17 protein-coding genes and 1 other RNA gene are annotated in these 20,102 nt (G+C 40.6%); 3 read left to right on the top strand and 15 right to left on the bottom strand.

Features of this window, described 5'->3' with window-relative positions; translation table 11 throughout:
- The first annotated feature begins 452 nt into the window (after window positions 1-452).
- The gene (locus tag AB5217_RS24195; RefSeq protein ID WP_032843928.1) at window positions 453-1,871 is read left to right on the top strand and encodes a DUF4419 domain-containing protein; all 1,419 of its coding nucleotides are present in this window, start codon (window positions 453-455) and stop codon (window positions 1,869-1,871) included.
- Between the two features lie 181 nt (window positions 1,872-2,052).
- Here AB5217_RS24195 and AB5217_RS24190 read toward each other — a convergent pair whose 3' ends face one another.
- The 6 genes from AB5217_RS24190 to AB5217_RS24165 form a co-directional block, all read right to left on the bottom strand.
- A complete protein-coding gene (locus AB5217_RS24190; protein WP_032843926.1) occupies window positions 2,053-4,407 on the bottom strand; it encodes a DUF4906 domain-containing protein in 2,355 nt (784 codons plus the stop codon).
- A gap of 15 nt (window positions 4,408-4,422) precedes the next feature.
- Entirely contained in the window at window positions 4,423-5,433 is a 1,011-nt protein-coding gene (locus AB5217_RS24185) for a fimbrillin family protein (RefSeq protein ID WP_032843925.1), read from the bottom strand.
- A 10-nt stretch (window positions 5,434-5,443) separates the two neighbouring features.
- Window positions 5,444-6,427, bottom strand: a complete 984-nt coding sequence (locus tag AB5217_RS24180) for a fimbrillin family protein (protein ID WP_032843924.1) — start codon at window positions 6,425-6,427, stop codon at window positions 5,444-5,446.
- A 157-nt stretch (window positions 6,428-6,584) separates the two neighbouring features.
- Window positions 6,585-7,586: a fimbrillin family protein gene (locus AB5217_RS24175; RefSeq protein ID WP_032843923.1), complete on the bottom strand. Its 1,002-nt coding sequence runs from the start codon at window positions 7,584-7,586 to the stop codon at window positions 6,585-6,587.
- A gap of 50 nt (window positions 7,587-7,636) precedes the next feature.
- Window positions 7,637-8,644 carry a DUF5119 domain-containing protein gene (locus AB5217_RS24170; protein WP_032843922.1) on the bottom strand — a complete coding sequence of 336 codons (1,008 nt, stop codon included), beginning with the start codon at window positions 8,642-8,644 and terminating at the stop codon, window positions 7,637-7,639.
- A 14-nt stretch (window positions 8,645-8,658) separates the two neighbouring features.
- Window positions 8,659-9,306, bottom strand: a complete 648-nt coding sequence (locus tag AB5217_RS24165; protein ID WP_050489475.1) for a DUF3575 domain-containing protein — start codon at window positions 9,304-9,306, stop codon at window positions 8,659-8,661.
- 316 nt (window positions 9,307-9,622) lie between these two features.
- Here AB5217_RS24165 and AB5217_RS24160 point away from each other — a divergent pair, with 316 nt between their 5' ends.
- Complete coding sequence (locus tag AB5217_RS24160; RefSeq protein WP_008775535.1) at window positions 9,623-10,600, top strand: helix-turn-helix domain-containing protein; 978 nt, start codon at window positions 9,623-9,625, stop codon at window positions 10,598-10,600.
- A 161-nt stretch (window positions 10,601-10,761) separates the two neighbouring features.
- Here the strand turns inward: AB5217_RS24160 and ssrA are convergent.
- Window positions 10,762-11,158: a transfer-messenger RNA gene (gene ssrA / locus AB5217_RS24155) on the bottom strand.
- Window positions 11,159-11,341: 183 nt separating this feature from the next.
- On the opposite strand from ssrA, the gene AB5217_RS24150 reads away from it, so the two are divergent.
- The gene (locus AB5217_RS24150; protein WP_004304686.1) at window positions 11,342-12,523 is read left to right on the top strand and encodes a lactonase family protein; all 1,182 of its coding nucleotides are present in this window, start codon (window positions 11,342-11,344) and stop codon (window positions 12,521-12,523) included.
- 1 nt (window position 12,524) lies between these two features.
- On the opposite strand, the gene AB5217_RS24145 is transcribed toward AB5217_RS24150, so the two are convergent.
- The 8 genes from AB5217_RS24145 to AB5217_RS24110 form a co-directional block, all read right to left on the bottom strand.
- Complete coding sequence (locus AB5217_RS24145) at window positions 12,525-13,163, bottom strand: M23 family metallopeptidase (RefSeq protein WP_032843188.1); 639 nt, start codon at window positions 13,161-13,163, stop codon at window positions 12,525-12,527.
- A 28-nt stretch (window positions 13,164-13,191) separates the two neighbouring features.
- The gene (locus AB5217_RS24140; protein ID WP_032843187.1) at window positions 13,192-13,857 is read right to left on the bottom strand and encodes a B3/4 domain-containing protein; all 666 of its coding nucleotides are present in this window, start codon (window positions 13,855-13,857) and stop codon (window positions 13,192-13,194) included.
- A 50-nt stretch (window positions 13,858-13,907) separates the two neighbouring features.
- Window positions 13,908-14,720 carry a peptidoglycan editing factor PgeF gene (gene pgeF / locus AB5217_RS24135; RefSeq protein ID WP_004301904.1) on the bottom strand — a complete coding sequence of 271 codons (813 nt, stop codon included), beginning with the start codon at window positions 14,718-14,720 and terminating at the stop codon, window positions 13,908-13,910.
- The gene (gene obgE, locus AB5217_RS24130) at window positions 14,717-15,883 is read right to left on the bottom strand and encodes a GTPase ObgE (RefSeq protein ID WP_032843186.1); all 1,167 of its coding nucleotides are present in this window, start codon (window positions 15,881-15,883) and stop codon (window positions 14,717-14,719) included. The genes pgeF and obgE overlap by 4 nt, the downstream gene beginning before the upstream one ends.
- 115 nt (window positions 15,884-15,998) lie before the next feature.
- Entirely contained in the window at window positions 15,999-16,568 is a 570-nt protein-coding gene (locus tag AB5217_RS24125; protein ID WP_004301902.1) for an adenylate kinase, read from the bottom strand.
- A gap of 67 nt (window positions 16,569-16,635) precedes the next feature.
- Window positions 16,636-17,172, bottom strand: coding sequence for a hypoxanthine phosphoribosyltransferase (hpt, locus tag AB5217_RS24120; protein WP_004304676.1), 537 nt, complete (start codon window positions 17,170-17,172; stop codon window positions 16,636-16,638).
- A 41-nt stretch (window positions 17,173-17,213) separates the two neighbouring features.
- Complete coding sequence (locus AB5217_RS24115; RefSeq protein ID WP_032843185.1) at window positions 17,214-18,758, bottom strand: peptide MFS transporter; 1,545 nt, start codon at window positions 18,756-18,758, stop codon at window positions 17,214-17,216.
- Between the two features lie 204 nt (window positions 18,759-18,962).
- Window positions 18,963-19,187, bottom strand: a complete 225-nt coding sequence (locus AB5217_RS24110; protein WP_004301899.1) for a winged helix-turn-helix domain-containing protein — start codon at window positions 19,185-19,187, stop codon at window positions 18,963-18,965.
- Between the last annotated feature and the right edge of the window lie 915 nt (window positions 19,188-20,102).

Here is a 20,102-nt window from a genome sequence, read left to right as displayed (position 1 = left end):
TAGTGTTTCCGAACCGACTTTTGCCGGTTTTATTGTTTAACTTTTAATTTTTCGGTAAAAATTTACCGAAGTATTGTTATTTCTAAATCTCCCGTTTAATTTCTATTTTTGCATACGAAGAGTTCTTTGAAGGTTACGCAACGCGCAGAAGGATAATGCAGTAGATAACTAACTAATTCGTAACCTATTACTATCATGAGCAATTAACCTACGCTCATTTCCAATAAATTACACTCTTTTCGTAACTTCAGTATGCAAACTTACTACAAATTCCCGAATAATTCCTGTTTATCGGTTTAAGAAATAATGCGCTTATGATTTTTATAGAGATAAATCAAAAAACATTCAATATCCTGTCAAATCTAGCTCTTATAATATTATATTTGCATATCGTCTATTCAAAGCATAGATGTACCTGATAAGTTTACACTATCCTACAACTCTTTAAGATTATGAGAAACGCACTATTTTACTTATTAATACTTTTCAGTGTTCCGATATTCGCTCAAAATGGAATCACTTTTAAGGTCGAAAAGCTTTCAAAGCCTGAAGAATTACTTAATCTACACTCCCCGAATGAAATTTATGAGAGTCTTATATTATCGGATATGGACATAGAGCCTTATGAGATAAAAGAGAAGAATATCAAGGTTCCTTATCATATCATTGCAAAGAGCGAATCTCCCGACAGTCTCGTTTCTTTTGGCCCTAATTCTTTTTTCAACGGTATGTATCAGGCTTATGCGGATCACAGGCCATTCGTATTGTCCCCGGACATGATTTGGTTATTAATCAGCCAAGGATTTGCACGCCATATCAATGCCAATCAGGAATCTATGAGAAATGATCTTGTTGATTTCTCCGGCAAACTATCCTTAATTGTGAGAGAAGATAAAAAGCTGGAAGACCCTACTCTTTCATGGGAGGAAATCTTTCCGCAATTTACAAAACAAATATCCCAATACGCAGGCAATCATCTGACTGAACTGCTCACTTGCAATTTTTCAACGACCACCTCCTTAGAGAAAGTTGCTTCCGAAATCACAATCATGGAAGCTGTGAAACCTTACTTTGAGTTTATAATCATACGCATTGTCTGTGGAATACCTAAAATAACTCTCGAAGGAACACCGGAGGACTGGGAAAAACTGCTGCACAAAGCCAGAGGCTTGAAAGAATATAAACTCGATTGGTGGATTTCAGAACTGGAACCTCTTTTGGAAGAATTTGTCAAAGCATCCAAAGGAGAAGTTAATAAGGACTTTTGGCGCAATATGTTTAAATATCATTCACAGAAAAAGTATGGAGCACCCAATATCATTGATGGATGGATCGTGAAGTTTTTCCCTTATGATAAGGAAGGAAAAAGAAATAATCTGAAACAGCTTGAAGGCAGAAATTGTCTTCCTGATGAGATAGTGAAGGTAGATGTAAAGTATCAGGAAGTATATACCGATGGCGTCAAAGAAACTCCATTAGAATTTTGGGCAGGTTTCATCGGATTAGAGCAAAATAGCAAGACTTTTGCTCTACGACCGCAAATTGGTTGGATGATCAGAAAGAAAGATGTTAATAAGGATGGATTAAAAAGTAAATTAAGTGCTGATGCTCAAAAGGATGGCTGGGGAAGCGGCATTAATATCAGAGTAAAAGAATTTCCGGCTGTACTGTTAGAACTCAAAGAAATAAAAAGACTGGATATCCAATTTATCGACACAATTGATATACCTGATGAAATATCAAAGATTAAAATCGGATCGTTGAGTTTATATGGAAAGATAACCAAAGAGGGAATAGAGCGTATCAAAAGATTATTGCCTGATACAGATATAAAAATAAACGGTTCGCGAGAGGTAATAAAACTCCATTGATAGCTCCATAATAGTAAAGAACACTCAATGTTGCAAAAGCAGCAATGAGTGTTCTTTTTATATATACTAATTATTTAGAAATGGTTGATATACCAAACTACTTCTTATATTTCGTCCAAAAGCCAACTAGCTGGTGATTCCCAATTATAGCTCCGATTATAGAAGTATATAGACGCAATAACTAGTTTGCCCTATACACACAGCGTATACGATTTATATTCGTTCTTAATTGTTTACCCGGATCATCGACAGGAGTGACCGGATTAATCTCCTCACGAGGATTTCCCCAAGTAACTGCCTCAAATATCGATGGTCTTCTGAAATTGAATTTTATCAAATAATCACTCATACCGCTTTTTACAGTATTGTATACAGAACTCTGATAATCTATCTTGGTAGCTCTGGCACTATATAAATTGTCATTGAAAAAGTTACCATCTCCCGAGTTGAGTCCTCCAAGCCCTCTATAGTGATAGGTATAGTAATCATAAGCAGGTTGAGACGACCAGTAATACTTATTCTGAAAATCTGTAAAAGTACCATAAGCCCCCATAACGATATCTTCTATTTCGTCTATGGCGGGAAGATACCATTTTATTTCGGATACTATCCCTGCAGCATTACGCTTGTTCTTGTTATAACAATATTCAACGGCACTTCCTGCTGTTTCATTCAGCTTTAAAGGTCCGATACCTGCCGTAGCAACAATGTCACTTGTAAATGCATGTCCGGCACGCTCGTTTATTGTAACTCCATTGGTTCCCACTGTCGCTTCATCACGAGGTGTATAAAAGTCATAAAGATAAAATTGTGGATCAAGTTCTCTCAATAAACTTTTTATATTATTGGTAATAGAGTTAGATAAGATACCATCATACTTGAAAGCATCTCTCCGGTGAGAAAGTTGCATGCCATCGAGGCCCCAAAACATTCCGTCCGTCTTATTATTGAAAGGATCGTTGGGGTCGAAGTTATGGAGATACTCTTCATGAAATTCGATGTAATAAGTATGTCCATTGTAAGCCACCTCAAACAGACCTTTCTGCAAGAAAGTATAGGTAAGCACAGTCTGGTCACCCGTTGCTGTCTCAATGTAGGTGAATATGATTTTACCTATTCTATCCGACGTAGAAGTATTCTCATCAAAATAGGCCCATACCCGAAAATCGGAAGTGAAAGGTCCATAACTTTTAGGCAAGGTTGAAATCAGGTTTGTAGTGAAATAATCCCGTTTGACAACCTTACCATCAGCTATTGTTTCCCTATCCAAGCCTATCCAGTTCTGTGCCGCAGGATCTACTGCAACATTCACCGTATAACCGGGAGTTATATAAATATCCAGCGGACGAACTTCATAATGGCAATCAAGTTGTGTATCCCGCTTGACCGAAACAACTACCGGGCCGGAATTTACTGTGACGCGGGCATCAAACGAAACAGTCGATTCATCATAGCCACTGTTACTGGTCACTCCTTTGATTGTTATATTATTGTTATACTGATTATCACGCAGAATATAGAAATCATCCACGGCGTTGGCGCCGAGATACAGCTTGTAAGTGGTCTCGTGCGTGACAAGCTGATGATCGACATATATTCCGTTAATAATCATATAGGCAGCATCCGTATCTTCGTTCACAAACTTTGGTTTGAAACGCTGTTTGGACATTTCGTCGATACCTTCCGGATAATTCACGGTGTTCAACTTATTGCGCTTGTGCTCCAACATATAAAAGGTATAGGACAGGGATTGGGAGACTCCCACCGGATTGGAACCGGAGTATAATCCCGAAGGGCTGGAAGGTATCTTATCACCATGCGAAGGTGCGGTTTCATCGGTAGCATCGGGCGCACCGAGAGTTGCATAGCGCGGAGCGTTCACGACCTCCCAGCTAATCATCCGAAAGCTCTGGTCGTTTCCGGGCAAATGTTCCTCCGGACGTATTTGCAAATTCACAACGACTTTAGCATAGATGCTCACCATGAATATATCCTGAATATTATTACTCGTGGAAGGACGCGCCAAGCTCAAGTCGACCTTTTCCTGTGTTTGTCCAATCATAACCAATCCCTTAAATGAAGGATCGGCATCCGGATGAATCGTTGTCGCTTCGACTTCGAAATTATAGAGTTCCGTAAGACTCCGTATACCGGCAAGATCTCCATTATTCAAATTACCCACCAAAAAAATATCACACTGTCGAAGCGCCTGCTGATCGTGATTGACAAAAGACGGACTATGTGTATCTATCAAGAAATCAGGCACACCACTGGCTATAAATTGCGGAACATCTACCAACTGCCCGTTGGCATCAAAGATGAGCATATATAAGGTAGAGAGTTTAGTCTCGAACTCATTCTTTCCCGAACGAGTCGAAACTTCCACTTCAGAGAATCCTTTGGGATACCCGTTTATACGTATATACCGGCTTTCGGCCTGTCTCTTCTGTTCCACAATGTCGCTATTGCATCCAAACAGTACACCAACCGACAAAACGAGTATCAACAAGTGTGTATAGCTAATTATCCTTATCATTAAATCAAACCTTCCTTAATCAAATTCTATTTCACTATTATTATCATTCCACTCATTATTTCGAATGATTCTGAGATGAATGGCATCTCCTACGAAATAGAGCGTGAATGTATACCTATATCCTGCGCGATACTCCGTGTCGGGGTCGTTGAATTCAACCACTTTCGTAGTCGTTTGTCCGCCCTGAGTGACATCGAAAGAAATAGTCCCCTGCAAACCTCGCTGCGGAATCAGCATTAAGAACCGATCGGCATCCGTGATATTTATCGCCCCTGTTGCCGATGTATTGGATACATTCACGCTGCTTGCCATCAGGTAAGACGCATTGGTGATGGTTCCGCCGGTATCCGGTTCGCTTTTATCCATCTTTATCCTATATGTGCTGTATAAAGGGGATGTAAACCGACATATCACATTATTCAACCGGATGGCCTCATCACGATAATTATTCACTGCGATATTGATGCAGAAAAGTATATGCGAAAATTGCATCCTGACCTGACCGGTATTCAATGCCGTACAGTCGAATGTTGACGCAACCATGACATCCTGATGTTGCGTCGGGTCATTGGCCGACAGACGATACTCTATGTAAGGTGTCGATTCGTGATTTGCATCGGAAACAGTTACACCGGGGGTATTATACGGATAATAACCGAAAAATGTGTAGTATTTGTTATCCAGCCATGACTGGATAGGGGCATACGTACAGACTCCCGAATCACTACAGTCAATCCTCACATTATTCCAATCAGTGTCCGGCTTTGCATTATATCCTGCTGCAGCCCATAGGTTATCCAGTATATAAGCCTTCACACCAAAGCTCTCGCCACGCAATTGAGTGACAGGCAGAGCACGCGTAGCCGTCCCCAAACTGAAAGTGATGGAACGTTCGGGAATAATCTCTATTTCTTCATCCGGATTATCAGGGATTATATTACTGCCGTTACACGCCGCCAACAATATGGCAATCATGAAGTTACCGGATAATAACCATATATATTTTAAAATAATAGATTCTTTCATACTCCATAGTTTAATTTACAATGATGGTGCCACCTCCTGATGGACTGTCAATCCACGGTTCCACGATAGGTTCACCTATTTCAATATAATTTTCGGGTTTAAGTGTCAATACATAGGTTATTTGTTGACCGGGTTGCCAGTCTGCTCCGGGCAGAATTATATTATCCTTATCATACGAATAGGTCAGGTCATTGTGCCGACGTGTATAGCTCAAATATACTGTGATACCGGAAATCTGTTGAGGTACCATCAAAGCACCATCTTCCCAGGCAATAATTCCTTCGTATGAAACTTCCTGTGGGTTTGTAAATCCTGTACTGTATCCAAAGGTATTTGTTGGGGCGGATGATGTGTCCCAAATGATCCGGTTGCCGTTATGGGTACAATTACCGGATGATTTCAGGTTATACATACGCAATACGTTTAAGTGAAGCGCATCAGTCAGGGAAGATTCTTTCTTTATTCTAAAATTAATTCTTGTCAGCGCCGGGTCGAATGTAAATACCACCGGGGACATATCCAAGCCACCTGCTCTTACCTCCCGGTCAACCGGATGCGAAAGCAAGAGAGATTCCTGATTGTCAACATTCTGACTTACCATGAAACCTGTTATCATCGGAAATCCTTCCGGATTGAATGAGAAATTCCGGGAGGAATTATAAGGAGCATAAGCTCCGAACTTGTGATCGGCTTGTGTATTCCAATATTTCAATGGGGAATAAACCCAGAGGGTACTCTCGTTATTATACTCTATCTTCTGATTATTGAAAACGACCGAAGTATTGCCGGCATCCGTTGCGGTTCCGTAAAGAGCAAAGGTACTCGATATAGTATTTAGGGATGCACGTGTCCGGGCACCGTCAAAAGATATGGAAGCTTTTCCGGCAGGAGTGTCGGGAAGCTCCATAAAGCAGTCATCACTTCCACTATTGCAGGCGGTCAATAATGATATTAAACCTATAATGAAAGCTGTTTTTTTCATTATACTATCCATTCTTCTTTTCTATTATTCAAATAATACATCTTAATCAGTATATAACGGAGTATCTGTCATTCTGGGCGTGACCGAAAATTCTCTTTTCCGTGTATTCATGCCAGAGAAGGAACCGCCCGGAAAGCACAGAATGACAGGGATTAATATTCTCTCATCATTAATTGATAGAAGGAACTTCTACATCCGGGATTGTTGTTGTCCAATCTTCTACTGTAGGATCACCGAATTCTATCGCATTGGCACTGATAATGAAATTATACGTTATTTTCTGGTTCTGTCCCCACGCAGCCGGATTGTATGTTCTGTCCGAAGTGTCATAACTAAGGTCGAGCGTCCTTGTGAACGGCTGTTCAGCTCCTGATTCACCAAGATTGTAAGTGACATCCACTTTCACACTGTTCGTATTCTGCGGAATGAACAGCATATCGTTAAACGTTACTGCTGTAGCAACATCAAGTACATTGTCACTTGCCAGGTTCTCCAGATTTGAATCGCTTGCTCCTACAAAATCAGTATCGGATATAGCCCATTCAGGTACCTGCGACTGAACAAAAGTACCTTTTTTACTCATCCCGTAAATCTTCACTGTCTTCAATGTAACCTTAGTTTCAGCAATGCCAACATCTTTCTTAAAGGAAAGATTGATATTCGACAGTAAATGATTAAAGTTAAAAGTAACCTGATTGACAGGAGCATTGGCCAATCGTGTCACTTTGTCTGCAAGCATCAAGTCTACGTGATTGGCAACTAAAGGTTCTACGGTGAAATCTGTAACGGTGATGTTTTTATTATCATCGATAGTCACTCCACTGGCTTTATAAGGATAATAAGCATAGAACTCATAGGACGAACGCGTATCCCAGTATTTCAAAGGCGAATATTCCCATACACTTGTAGTTCCATTATACTTCACTTCCTGATTCAGGAATACATCAGTATCCACGGTTTCAAAAGTAGAATACCCCCAGACTCCGAATGCTTTCCCATCAGTCTTGAGCGTGCTGCCCGTTTCAGCTGCACGTGTGTTCTTGTTGGCAAAAACAGAAAAGTCCAGCACTTTCTGCTCTGGCATTGCCACATCTTCGATATTGGTGCATGCGGTAAACGTCAATGCAACAACTGCTGTTAAAACAGCAAACAAATTGGTTTTTCTCATCATTCTTTCTTTTTTAAATGGATTCAATAATTAAATTAATTACTTATTTATATTTATGAGATGGGAATATCCACATCTACATTTTCTTCCCAATCGTTCACATCCCCGTCGAATCCGGAGCCGCCGGGTCTTTCTCCTTCTTCAGGAGTGACCACAATGCCATTGACAACAATGACTCCTCCCTGGGGTTGCCTGCTAACTTGATCAGTGACATCAAACTCCACCATTTTAACTTTACCACTCATCAGTTTCAATTCCAGCACAAGTTTATGCGTGGCGGCCGTCTCCGATCGCCCGAAAGAACGAGCAATGGTTTCGACGCCGTAATCACAGGTATAGCAATCGAGCAACAGGGTGACTACTTTGTCGTTGTCGGTATGTCCATCTTTCAAAGAAACTTTCCCTGCCATCCCCGATAAGTAGGCACGGGCTTCGGAAACATACTCCCGGCCTGAAATGAATTCATATCTGATCAGGTAGGTCCACGTTCTAGGAGCCAGTTCGACCTTCATCCTCGCATAGGTTGTCTCTTCATCTTCATTTTTCACTAATTCTTGTTCGGACAGAAATGCGGCAAACAGCATATCCGGGACATTAGCGGTCAACTCATCGGGATACTTGTTCGAATAGGATGCCGAACGCGTTCGGGTACGGGTAGTTGCAACCGCTTCGTTTACCGCATGCATATTCTCAAAGATGATCCCTTCCGTATCATTATTGTACAATAGCATATCATAACGTCCGCTATTGATTGCCACACGACCGCCATGATGCTCGAAATTGTGACTTGAAATGGGAGTCTTATCGCCGTAGTCGAAAACATGGAGCCTGACACCTTCCGGTACCCGAGGCAGCATCCTATCCCAATCTACCGTCCACTCGGCAGGCCATTTCTCATTCCAGTTTTCATCACATGGCAAGTGCCAATCCAAGGAATAAGTGATCTCCAGATGCAAGTCTACCTCCTTGAAATGCTCGTAATATAAATCCTTTCTACAACTTATAAAAACAGTCAAAACAAGCATATAAAACCAATATTCATATCGTCTAGTCTTATTCATTATAAAAGATTAGTTCACCTTTTCTGATACAGAATATTCCATATCAGAGTGATACCCGCTTTTGTCACTCCCCAATAGTGCGTCTTATGCGTCGATTGGTATACATAGCGGTTATCTACAGGCAAATATTTATCATAATTCGTGAATATATATCCTCCACCAATAGTGAACTCCAATGACATCTTCCCATTCAAGTTAAGACTGTATCCATAGGTGAGACTCGTTCCTATGAACTCACCATAATATCCCGTTTTCTTATTTTCGAGATCATAGATACCACCATGGATATTGGCTCCCAGAAAATGTTTCCTTCCGGCAGCCTTGCTGTTCAGCCAATATCGGCCTTCCGCAAGGTATTGCCTGATCTGATAATACTGGTGTTTGGATTTCCTTTTCCACCAAGGCATAGTAAAGGTGCCCGATATAGACCAATGACTGTCCGGGAAATAATACTCGGCAGTTACATTTGGTGCAAGTGCCGCCCAATATAGTAGATTAGTACCAATAGTAAGATATGCAGGCATATTGTTTATTGTTTTCGTTTCTTGTCCGACATTTTCCGAATAAGCTACCCTAGCAGCAAAAACAAAAAGCATCATTACACATAGAAACTTCTTTACTTTAAAAATTTCTAATTTATATCGCCATTTGGCTATATTCATAATTCTCCCTCTAATATTTGATTTCTGGAGCTTCATATAATTAGTCTAAAATGTTCGTATTACAAAGAAAACTGTTACATTCGAACTGTATGATAGTATTTGAGACGTTTAATGGACTTTGTTTACGGAAACATAAAACATACACTGATAAATGACACAATAACTGGGATTATAATAAACAAGCGAAAAGAATCTATTTCACTTTTTGAAAAAACGGGAAATTATTGTTCAAATTATCGAACTAAACATTATTGCTGTCGTTTTATATTTAGATGCTTAATTTTCATATTTACAATATTTAATAATACATTGACTCATGACTATGAATTTAAATAAAATTGTTTTGACAAAGATTCTGGATATCATGCCGGAAAACTTAAAACCGGTCACTTTGCTTATGGATGTCTTAGACATTGGCAAAGAATCCGCTTACAGGAGACTGAGAGGTGAAAAGCCGTTCTCTATGGAAGAGATCTATAAACTATCGCTGGTGTTAAACTTTTCACTGGATGAGATTATCAGTAATGATAAAAGTGATGCCGCTGCATTCAATCATATAGGTACAATCAGACAAAACCCAAGCAAAAATCTTCTGGAGTTTTTTCGCTACTATGAAAGCTACCTGCAACGCTTGATTGACTCGGAGAATTCCGAAATCACCTGCACACTAAATCATTTTCTGCACACCATGTTTATAAACTATGAACATTTATTCAAATTTATCTATTACCGATGGATGCATCAAATGACAGATGTACCACTGAACTATCTATATTCGGAGGTAGTCATTCCCAAAGAGATTAAAGAAAGCTGCGAAAGAATGAGCTTCCTGAATACTAAAATAAGAAAGCTGTCTCTCATAGTTGATAATAACCTGTTTCTTAATCTGATAAAGGAAATGCAATATTTCTATGTGAGAGGACTGTTGAACGAGATAGAATTGGATACGCTCAAGGTAGAGCTGCACAAATATTTGGATGATATAGAAACAACTATAAATAAAGGTATTAATACCACCGGAACTCAAATTGAAATTTATCTATCAGTGTTATACATCAATAGTACCACTACTTATGCGACATGGGATGACAGTAGTGAATCTGCTTTCTGGCATCACTATGGTTACCCGATATATACAAGGAATAAGGAAATCACAGCCAGACACAAATTGTGGATAGATTCTCTGAAGAAGTATTGCACCGTCATATCGCAGTCCAATGAACTCCTTCAGGCTGAATTCCTGAATAAGCAACGAGAGTATATAGACAACATAGCAGTAAATATCCTGCTCTGACAGTTCCTTTCAGAGCGCAATGTCATGCAATAAATATTCTTGTTGACCTAAGAAAGCATTCCATTGCTTATCATATAAAGCATTTTTCTTTCATTCAATCATTTACAAACAAAGAATCCTGTAATTCAATTGATTACAGGATTCTTCTTTTCATTATAATGTTGTGGAGCTGGAGGGAATCGAACCCTCGTCCAAACGAGGAAATCATAAGCTTTCTACATGCTTATCTTTGCCTAAATTTTCGTGCAGGAACAGAACCAAAGCCATCAATTCCTGCCTTATCCTCTAAAGTTTCATCAAAAGTGCGAGGCCGCCTTTGACTATCCCCGATGTAACTGCACCACTGAACCGGAATGCTTCGGAGCAACAGCTTCCGAGTGATGTCTCGTCCTGGCACCTAGTGCCTGGATTAAGCTAATCTACTGTGATTCGATTAAGCAGCAAGAGCGTAATTAGTTTCGCCAGATAAAATTTTGATAACTGATATTTAAGTGGAAATTACCGACCCACTGCATGCTTACCTACCATTTCTGCCCGCTGTCAAATCCAGTCAACCCCAAATTTTTATTCGTACAGAATAGCGATTGTTTAGAACGCTTTCCAAGGGCACAAAGATAGGAAATGTTTTCTAATTTACGAGAAGACGTTAGCAAATATTATATCAAAGCATTATCTTTACGGAGCTATTTTATATTTAAGGTGAAAAAGCATCATGAAAAATCAACCAATAATAAGCTACTTATGATTAAGACATATCTATCTAAAACATCTATATTCAAAGCATTTGCCGCTGTTTGCATATTCGGAATCAGTATCAGTGGCTGTACTTCTAAAAAAAAGACTCCTATGGAAACAACCGATACAACGAAAAACGAACTAACCATGTTGGTGGGTACTTACACATCAGGAACCAGTAAAGGGATATATAGCTACCGCTTCAACGAAAAAGACGGGACTGCTACTCCGTTAAGTGAAACGGAAATTGAAAATCCTTCTTATCTTGTTCCGTCTGCCGACGGAAAATTCGTCTATGCAGTCAGTGAATTCAATAATGAACAAGCTGCTGCCAATGCATTTGCTTTCAATAAAGAAAAAGGTACTTTGGAATTATTAAATTCACAGCAAACGGGAGGTGAAGATCCTTGCTATATCATTGCCAGTGAAAATAATGTGATAACTGCCAACTACAGTGGTGGCAGCATTTCTGTATTCCCTATCGCAAAAGATGGTTCACTCCTACCCACTTCCGATATTATACAATTCAAAGGCGCGGGAGTAGACAAGGAAAGACAAGAGAAACCGCATCTGCATTGTGTCCGTATCACTCCAGATGGTAAATACTTGTTTGCCGATGACTTGGGTACAGACCAAATACATAAGTTTATCATTAACCCCACTGCAAATACAGAGAATAAAGAAGCATTTCTGAAAGAAGGATCGCCTGCTGCCTTTAAAGTGAAAGCCGGTTCGGGTCCCCGTCATCTGACTTTCTCGCCAAACGGCCATTATGCTTATCTGATTAATGAGTTATCGGGCACAGTAATCGCCTTTGAATACAAAGACGGAGATTTAAAAGAGATGCAAACAATCGCTGCCGACACGGTAAACGCACAAGGAAGTGCTGACATTCATATCAGCCCGGATGGAAAATTCCTGTATGCCAGCAATCGTTTGAAAGCAGACGGTATTGCTATATTCAATATCCACCCGGATAACGGAATGTTGTCAAAAGCAGGCTACCAACTGACAGGAATTCATCCACGCAATTTCATCATTACACCTAATGGCAAATACTTATTGGTTGCTTGCAGAGACAGCAATGTGATACAAGTCTATGAAAGAGATGCAGATACAGGACTATTAACAGATGTACAGCAGGATATTAAAGTAGACAAGCCGGTCTGCATACGGTTTGTGCAATAAGTTACTTCTTACTCTGGGCAATCCGGCTATCAGGAGTATGCGTCTTCACAACGATTTTACTCCCGTTCTTGGTACACTTGATACGTTCTTTCCGCAATGTCCTCTCTTTTAAATCAAAAATGAGATTCGGATTAAAATGTTGCCCGTTAATACGGGTTTCGAAGTGTACATGTTCGGTAGTGGCACGACCGGTACGTCCTGTCAGCCCGATAGCTTGTCCGGCTTTTACGACATCACCAGCTTTAACCAAATTCTTGAAATTGTGGCTATAAAGCGTTTCCAATCCGTTAGCGTGGCGGATTACAACGATATTTCCATAGGCATAATAGGGTTTCGACATACGCACTACTCCATCAAAAGCAGCACGAATCGTATCTTTTGCACAGGTCTTAATATCTGTTCCCGAATGTCCTCCACGAGTTCCATAGGCAGAGATTACTTTTCCTCCGGGTAATGGGAATGCATATTCGTGGTCTTTCAGAGAATCCAAATGCAGATAGATATGATTGCTTTTAGCAAATAACCCGGGAGTAGTTACCCGTACATCAGCCATTTCGCGGGCAGAGAAGGAAGGTTTATCCTGCCCGTCGGCAGTCAGTGGCAATAATAAAACTGTCAGTAAGATAAGTATGTTTTTCATGTCTTTTTTCTTAGAGCACTCATTCTAATTATTCGAAGAATACGATTTCGCCTCCATCCGATTCTGTATAGTTTCTTAATAAGGTTTGTATCATTTCAACAGCTTCTTGCAAACCATCTTTCCCATTATAACCGTTGACTATCGCCAGGATATGAGTAGTTCCGAGATCCATCTTCGTACGTTCGTGATCGCTTGTCGGTGTTCCGATTCCTCCGAATGAATCGCGATATACGGGTAATCCTTCAATATTCAACACACCGCGTCCGATACCTTCAAACGGTTCTCCAGCTTTGCCGATACCGAGTTCAAGGTGCGTACCTTGTATTTTGTCCGCGTCAAAACCACCGATCGAATGTCCTGTACGAAGAGACACAAGGTTGATAAGGTCTACCAACGTATCAATCTGATATAAAGGGATTCCACGCATCAGGCGGCGGCGTAGAGCTTCGGCTGACGGGCGATAACGTCCGGGGTCTTTGCCACAACGCTTATAAGCCTCACGGGTAGCAAAGATAACGGGTTGATGTTTGATGTCTTCCATCCGTGTTGTGGAAGTCAGTTGTCCGGTAAAAGCGTTGATTTCCTGCCAAAGACCTTCGCTGTAAGCAGTATTCTTCACTGCAGCATACACGGCGGCTCCGGCGAAAACCGGGCATGCGTCTTTTATTTCTTTAGATACTTTTATTTCAAACATAACTTATCATAAACCAATCATCAGCGTCCTGCAATTACGGACACCAATTATTACTTTCTAATCATTATTCCCGACAAGATACGACCGGAATCTATTCCCAGTCTACGTGCGGAGAAGAATTCATCATGATGAATATAGGTACAGATGCCAGCTACTTCTATCTGTTCTGCAGGCACTCCGGCATTCAGTAATTCAATCCGGTTGGCTTCCCACAAATCAATATGATATTTGCCCGTCTCCTTCTTCTTCATAGAAATAAGAGACATATCGAAACCGCTTTCTTTAAAAGCATCATACACCTCATCACCTACTTCAAATGATTCGAGCGAAATGCTCGGCCCGATGCAAGCTACCACATCTTCGCCTTGCGTCCCGAATTTCTGATTCAAGTGATCCATCACATGACTGACAATATGCTTCACAGTTCCTTTCCATCCGGCATGAACGGCAGCCACAACGTGTTGTTTTTTGTCGTACAGCAATACAGGAACACAATCCGCCGTCGTGACGCAAACGCAATACCCCGGCACATTAGTTATCAAGGCATCCATTCCTCGCAAAAGTAGCCGTCTCATTTCTAATGACTCTTTAAAAAATGATTCATTGATAATCAGACTGGCACAACCATGGCTCTGTTCAGGAATAAACAACTCCTTTATCTGATGATTCATGCACTGAAACAACCAGCTCTGATTGCGATTGACGTTCATGCATGAGTCGTTGGTATAAGGCGAACAGTTGAAAGAGCCGTAAGCTCCGGTGCTTATACCTTCGTGACGCGTTGTTACGAAATGAGCTACCTCAGGATATACATCCAGTGACTTATATCCCTTCAACTCATTATTTTTTGTAAGTGAAATCATTTTTCTTCCCAATCTTCTTCCTCGTATTCATAGTCGATATCATCGTCATCATCATCAACATTGTCATCATATTCATAAACGATGTCTTCATCTTCGCCCATGTCTTTGAGCTCCTGTTGCAGACGGGTTACGTCCTTCGGACGGTGAACGATGTCCTCTATCTTATTGCTTTCCTTATTCAGTTCTTCCCAAAGAATGTCTTTCAACACCGAGATACCCAAACCGGAAACAGAAGATATGAATACGTGGGGAATGCCTTCCGGCAATGTAGGTTCTATTTCGTCCATCAATTCCTGATCGAGCATATCGCTCTTGGTGACAGCCAACACACGTTGCTTGTCCAACATTTCAGGATTGAAAGTACGCAGTTCGTTCAGCAAGACTTCGTATTCCTTACGAATGTCGTCACTGTCTGCCGGAACCATAAACAGCAGTAATGAATTGCGCTCGATATGACGCAGGAAACGCAGTCCCAAGCCTTTACCCTGACTGGCTCCCTCGATAATACCGGGTATATCTGCCATCACGAAAGACTTTCCACCATGATAGGAAACGATACCCAGATTGGGTTCGAGCGTAGTAAAGGGATAATCGGCGATTTTCGGTTTAGCAGCCGAAATGGAAGAAAGCAAAGTTGACTTACCCGCATTCGGGAAACCTACCAGACCGACATCGGCAAGTAGTTTCAGCTCCATGATAACGGTCATTTCCTGCATCGGTTCTCCCGGCTGCGCAAAACGCGGAGCCTGACGGGTTGCCGTCTTGAAATGCCAGTTACCCTGACCACCGCGACCGCCTTTGAGCAAAACCACTTCCTGTCCGTCTTCTGTTACGTCACAAAGATATTCGCCTGTCTCGGCATTATAAACGACCGTTCCACAGGGCACTTCTATTACTTTATCCGCACCGTCTTTTCCGAAACTACGTCCTTTGCTCCCCGATTCACCATGACCGGCCATTGCGTGACGGTCATATTTCAAGTGCAGCAATGTCCAGTAATTACGGTTACCGCGCAAGATGATATGACCTCCTCTTCCACCATCGCCCCCATCGGGACCTCCGTTAGGACAATATTTCTCGCGCCTCATGTGCGTAGAGCCTCTTCCGCCCTTACCCGAGCGACAGTATATCTTTACGTAATCAACAAAATTCGATTCAGCCATATTCTTTTTAAGTAGTTAAAGTAGTCAGTAGTTAGAGTAATTAAGTAGAATACTCCGGCTACTGACTGACTTATTCATTTATAATAGTGTATTGATAATTAGTAAGATTACTAAATTACAATTTATCTACTGCTTCGCAGATTTCAGCAAAGATACCTTCCATAGTACCCAAGCCGTTGATGTGTTGGTATTTCTTTTCGTTCTTGTACCAGTCGATCAGTGGGGCAGTCTGTGAATGATATACGTGCAGACGTTTTTTGATTGTCTCTTCGTTATCATCAGCACGACCGGAATCCTTACCACGTTTAATCAGACGTACCATCAGTTCTTCTTCCGGAACATCCAGGTCAACCATTACAGAAACATCCTGTCCTCTTTCTGCCAACATTTTCTTTAATGCTTCAGCTTGTGCAATTGTTCTTGGGAAACCGTCGAAAATTACACCTTTGCTATCTTTGAAGCTGTCGAATACGCTTGCCAGAATATCAATCATTAATTCATCAGGAATCAATTGACCTTGGTCGATGTAACCTTTAGCAGTTTTACCCAATTCTGTGCCATTCTTGATTTCAGCACGCAATACATCTCCTGTTGAGATGTGATTGATTCCATACTTTTCTACAATACGTTCGCTCTGTGTTCCTTTTCCTGAACCCGGAGCACCGAAAATTACGATGTTCAACATTTTGTTATTTACAATTTAACGATTTACTATTTACCATTTAAACTGGTACCTATTTAATATTAACTGTTTAATCTACTACTGTATAAATATCGGGATAGTTGCGTCCGAAACCATCATAATCCAGTCCGTAACCTACGATAAAGTCGTTCGGGATTTCCATTGCTACGTATTCGATGTTCAGATTGACCTTGAGTTTTTCAGGCTTCACTAGCAGAGAAGCAATATGGATTGCTTCAGGGTTGCGTGTACCCAATGTATCCAACAGGCGTTGCATGGTTAGCCCGGTATCCACAATATCTTCTACAATAACTACTGTACGTCCGGCAATGTCTTCATTCAGTCCGATCACTTCCTTAATCACTCCCGAGGAAGTCACTCCCTGATAAGAAGCCAGTTTCACAAACGAAATCTCGCAAGGGATGGTGATGTGCTTCAACAAGTCGGCAGTAAACATAAATGAACCGTTCAACACACTAAGGAAGAGCGGATTCTTACCTGCCAAGTCGCGGTTGATTTCGTTCGCTACGCGAATCACTTCTTTCTGAATATCCTGTTCCTTAATAGAAACAGTGAACTGTTTGTCTTTTATCTGAATGGTATCCATAACCGGTAATTTAAAAAATAACCTTGCAAAAATACGATTTTTTATTCTACCCCGTGCATCATCTTCTGTAATTTCTTCGAGAGAAGGAACAGAATCAATGAAGCAACACCGGACATGACAACGAATACCATAAAGAAATCGTACATGGTAGCAATCTGATAACCAAAGATTGATTTCACTTTTCCGGCTTCCGGATAAAGTCCACTCAACATGCCTGCAAATTTATTGGCTGTGGCAGTAGACAGATACCAGATTCCCATCATCAAAGAGGCGAAACGTAGCGGACTCAACTTATTTACCATTGAAAGTCCGATAGGTGACAAGGCTATTTCACCCATTGTATGAATAAAATAAAGTCCTGATAGCCAAATCATACTTACCTTCACTCCGGGGATAGCATCTTTCACTCCGAAACAGATGAAAAGATAACCTAAAGAAAGAAGTAACAAGCCAATCGCTTGTTTGGTAGGAGAAGCAGGTTCCATCTTTCGTTTGTTGAGGAAGCTCCACACACCCGGCATTATATATGCCAGGACAACAACAAACAGAGGATTGAAGGATTGAAACCACGAAGCCGGCATTTCCCAACCTAAAATATCACGATTGGTTTGTTCGGAGGCAAAGAGAGTTAAAGAGGCTCCTGCCTGTTCGTAAGCCGCCCAGAAGAAAATGACAAAGAAAGCTACTATATAGATAACGAAAATACGACTACGTTCGATCTTGGTTAATGAACCATCCAATAGGATGAGAACAGGGAAAACAATGCAGGCGGTAAAAATACCGATGCTCACCCAGTCACCCTCAAAAGCGTAATTAAAGAAGGCTATTAAAGCAACTGTAAGAATAGTGATTACAAGGGTATTACGCAACTTGGTACGCTTATCCATCTTCGGGTGTGAGATATGCTCGGCTTTATCCTCTTTCTTTTCACGTTTGGCATCGGGGATAATACCGATTGGCTCTCCGGAAGGAGAGAAAAGATATTTATTCTTTTGAGTTTCAAAAAGTACAACAGTGAACAGTGTCATGATTCCGGCTGCAAGAAATCCCCATTTAAAATCGTGCGGGTCACCGGTATCGCCCAGATAACCACAAATCAAAGGGGCGGCAAAAGAACCTACATTCACTCCCATATAGAAGATGGTATATGCAGCATCCAGCCGTCTGTCTCCCGGTTCGTAGAGTTGACCTACAAGAGAAGAAACGGTAGGTTTGAAACAACCATTTCCCAAGATCAGGAATCCGAGTCCGCCATACATCATCCAGTGAGCAAGTTCCGTATTATCTAAAGTAGAGGCACTCATAAACATCAGGAATTGTCCGACTGCCATCATCATTGCTCCCCAAAACACAGAGCGACGGATTCCCCAATATTTATCGGCAATGTATCCGCCAATCAAAGGAGTTAAATAGACTAACCCGGTATAGCTACCGTAAATGGATGCTGCCGCTTCTTTGTCAAACAATAATGCCTGCGTCAGGAAAAGAATAAAGATCGCACGCATACCGTAGTAACTGAAACGTTCTGCCGTGCTTGTCGCGAAAATCAGATAAAGGCCTTTCGGATGCCCTTTCAATGCACTCATGAATTTATGTGTTTAGTAGTTTATGGGGTGCAAAGGTACGAAAAATAGATTAAATGCTTCAAAAAAAGAAAGTTCTTATCAAACGGGAATATAGGGGGAATAATAAAAATGGGCATAAAAAATCCTACTGATCCACTTCATTATTTTTTTAGCTGTGTAAATAACAAAGTGGAGATCCATCTTAAATATAGGTTAGCTACCACCTTAGCCAAAAGTAAATTCGACATTTTCGATACTGGCAAAAAGCATTCCTTCTCTTTTCCTCAAAAAGATTTTGTCTTCTCGGGCCAGCCAACCAATAGCAAGAGCTACGTCTTCAAACGTCAAACTTAATTCACGGCACAAATCGAACATTGAAAGTTCACCTTTTTCATTTAAGATGCGCCATACTTTCCCGGCATTCAAGCCAATTTTTGTCTTTTCCATCATGCAAACTTTAGAAGATTAAACAATCCGTTATTTAGATTCTAATTCATTGTGAGCACAGGAAATTAATGTGATGCACATTATCTATCTCCAAAGATAACATTTTTATCGGAAACGGCAAATAATCAAAGGCTTAATCAGGGGAACCGCATTAAAAATTTGTTTAAGAAGGTATGGAGATAAACTAAACACAATTTCCATCCGCCCCTCTACAGAAAAAGATTTTTCATTTTCATTTCTCATATTCTCATAAATAAGGCACAAGTGGCAGTAAACTAATAAGATAGACTATGAGAAATGATTTTAAAACAGGCATTTCTCATAGTTTCTTCGCAAAATAACCCGGATTTTGCTTCATTTCTCATAGTGTAGCGTGCCGGAAGCTGACATTGAATAAATAGAACTATGTATTCCTTTTGCTTGCTTCCATACACAGTGTCTTAGTCCCACATATTGTGGGAAAAGATTCCCTAAGGCTTGGGAAAGTATTCCCTTATTTTTTGGGAAAGTTTTCCTTCAATATACGAGAATACTTTCCCACAATATATGGGACAATCGAGAACAACGAGCATCTCCAAGCAAAAAGCCACTATTTTATCTAAATAGTAGCTTCATTTCCTGATAAAAATAAGGCAGGCTGAAAGAAAAAAGGAAGAAAGAATGGCTTTTGACTATGAGAAATACCCTGAAATACGATGAGAATAAGGTAGCTTTTGAGCCAAAACATGGGAGAACTTATGAGAAATACCGTTTTGAAAAAGTGTTTCTCATAAGATATCTATTTGATTATCTTTCGTTTATCGAAAAACAATGAGAATATGAGAAATGAAATGAAGAAATCTGGTTCTTCGTCAAATTTGGTGGTACTTCTTCTATTGTGAATAAATAATCTTCGCTCTCAGTAGTTTAATTCCTGCC

It is taken from the genome of Bacteroides sp. MSSM.1001136sp1_RTP21357st2_D2_RTP21359_211015 (genome assembly GCF_040913205.1).
GTDB lineage: Bacteria > Bacteroidota > Bacteroidia > Bacteroidales > Bacteroidaceae > Bacteroides > Bacteroides ovatus.
Note: the sequence above shows the minus strand (reverse complement) of the source record. Positions and strands in the feature narration are given on the sequence as shown.

Coding starts and splice junctions, on each gene's coding strand:
- AB5217_RS24180 (WP_032843924.1), bottom strand. CDS start 6,427: ATGGATAGTATAATGAAAAAAACAGCTTTCATTATAGGTTTAATATCA.
- AB5217_RS24115 (WP_032843185.1), bottom strand. CDS start 18,758: ATGAGTGCATTGAAAGGGCATCCGAAAGGCCTTTATCTGATTTTCGCG.
- pgeF (WP_004301904.1), bottom strand. CDS start 14,720: ATGATTTCACTTACAAAAAATAATGAGTTGAAGGGATATAAGTCACTG.
- AB5217_RS24170 (WP_032843922.1), bottom strand. CDS start 8,644: ATGAATAAGACTAGACGATATGAATATTGGTTTTATATGCTTGTTTTG.
- AB5217_RS24145 (WP_032843188.1), bottom strand. CDS start 13,163: ATGAAAAACATACTTATCTTACTGACAGTTTTATTATTGCCACTGACT.
- AB5217_RS24150 (WP_004304686.1), top strand. CDS start 11,342: ATGATTAAGACATATCTATCTAAAACATCTATATTCAAAGCATTTGCC.
- hpt (WP_004304676.1), bottom strand. CDS start 17,172: ATGGATACCATTCAGATAAAAGACAAACAGTTCACTGTTTCTATTAAG.
- AB5217_RS24110 (WP_004301899.1), bottom strand. CDS start 19,187: ATGATGGAAAAGACAAAAATTGGCTTGAATGCCGGGAAAGTATGGCGC.
- AB5217_RS24140 (WP_032843187.1), bottom strand. CDS start 13,857: ATGTTTGAAATAAAAGTATCTAAAGAAATAAAAGACGCATGCCCGGTT.
- obgE (WP_032843186.1), bottom strand. CDS start 15,883: ATGGCTGAATCGAATTTTGTTGATTACGTAAAGATATACTGTCGCTCG.
- AB5217_RS24190 (WP_032843926.1), bottom strand. CDS start 4,407: ATGATAAGGATAATTAGCTATACACACTTGTTGATACTCGTTTTGTCG.
- AB5217_RS24125 (WP_004301902.1), bottom strand. CDS start 16,568: ATGTTGAACATCGTAATTTTCGGTGCTCCGGGTTCAGGAAAAGGAACA.
- AB5217_RS24195 (WP_032843928.1), top strand. CDS start 453: ATGAGAAACGCACTATTTTACTTATTAATACTTTTCAGTGTTCCGATA.
- AB5217_RS24160 (WP_008775535.1), top strand. CDS start 9,623: ATGACTATGAATTTAAATAAAATTGTTTTGACAAAGATTCTGGATATC.
- AB5217_RS24185 (WP_032843925.1), bottom strand. CDS start 5,433: ATGAAAGAATCTATTATTTTAAAATATATATGGTTATTATCCGGTAAC.
- AB5217_RS24165 (WP_050489475.1), bottom strand. CDS start 9,306: ATGAATATAGCCAAATGGCGATATAAATTAGAAATTTTTAAAGTAAAG.
- AB5217_RS24175 (WP_032843923.1), bottom strand. CDS start 7,586: ATGATGAGAAAAACCAATTTGTTTGCTGTTTTAACAGCAGTTGTTGCA.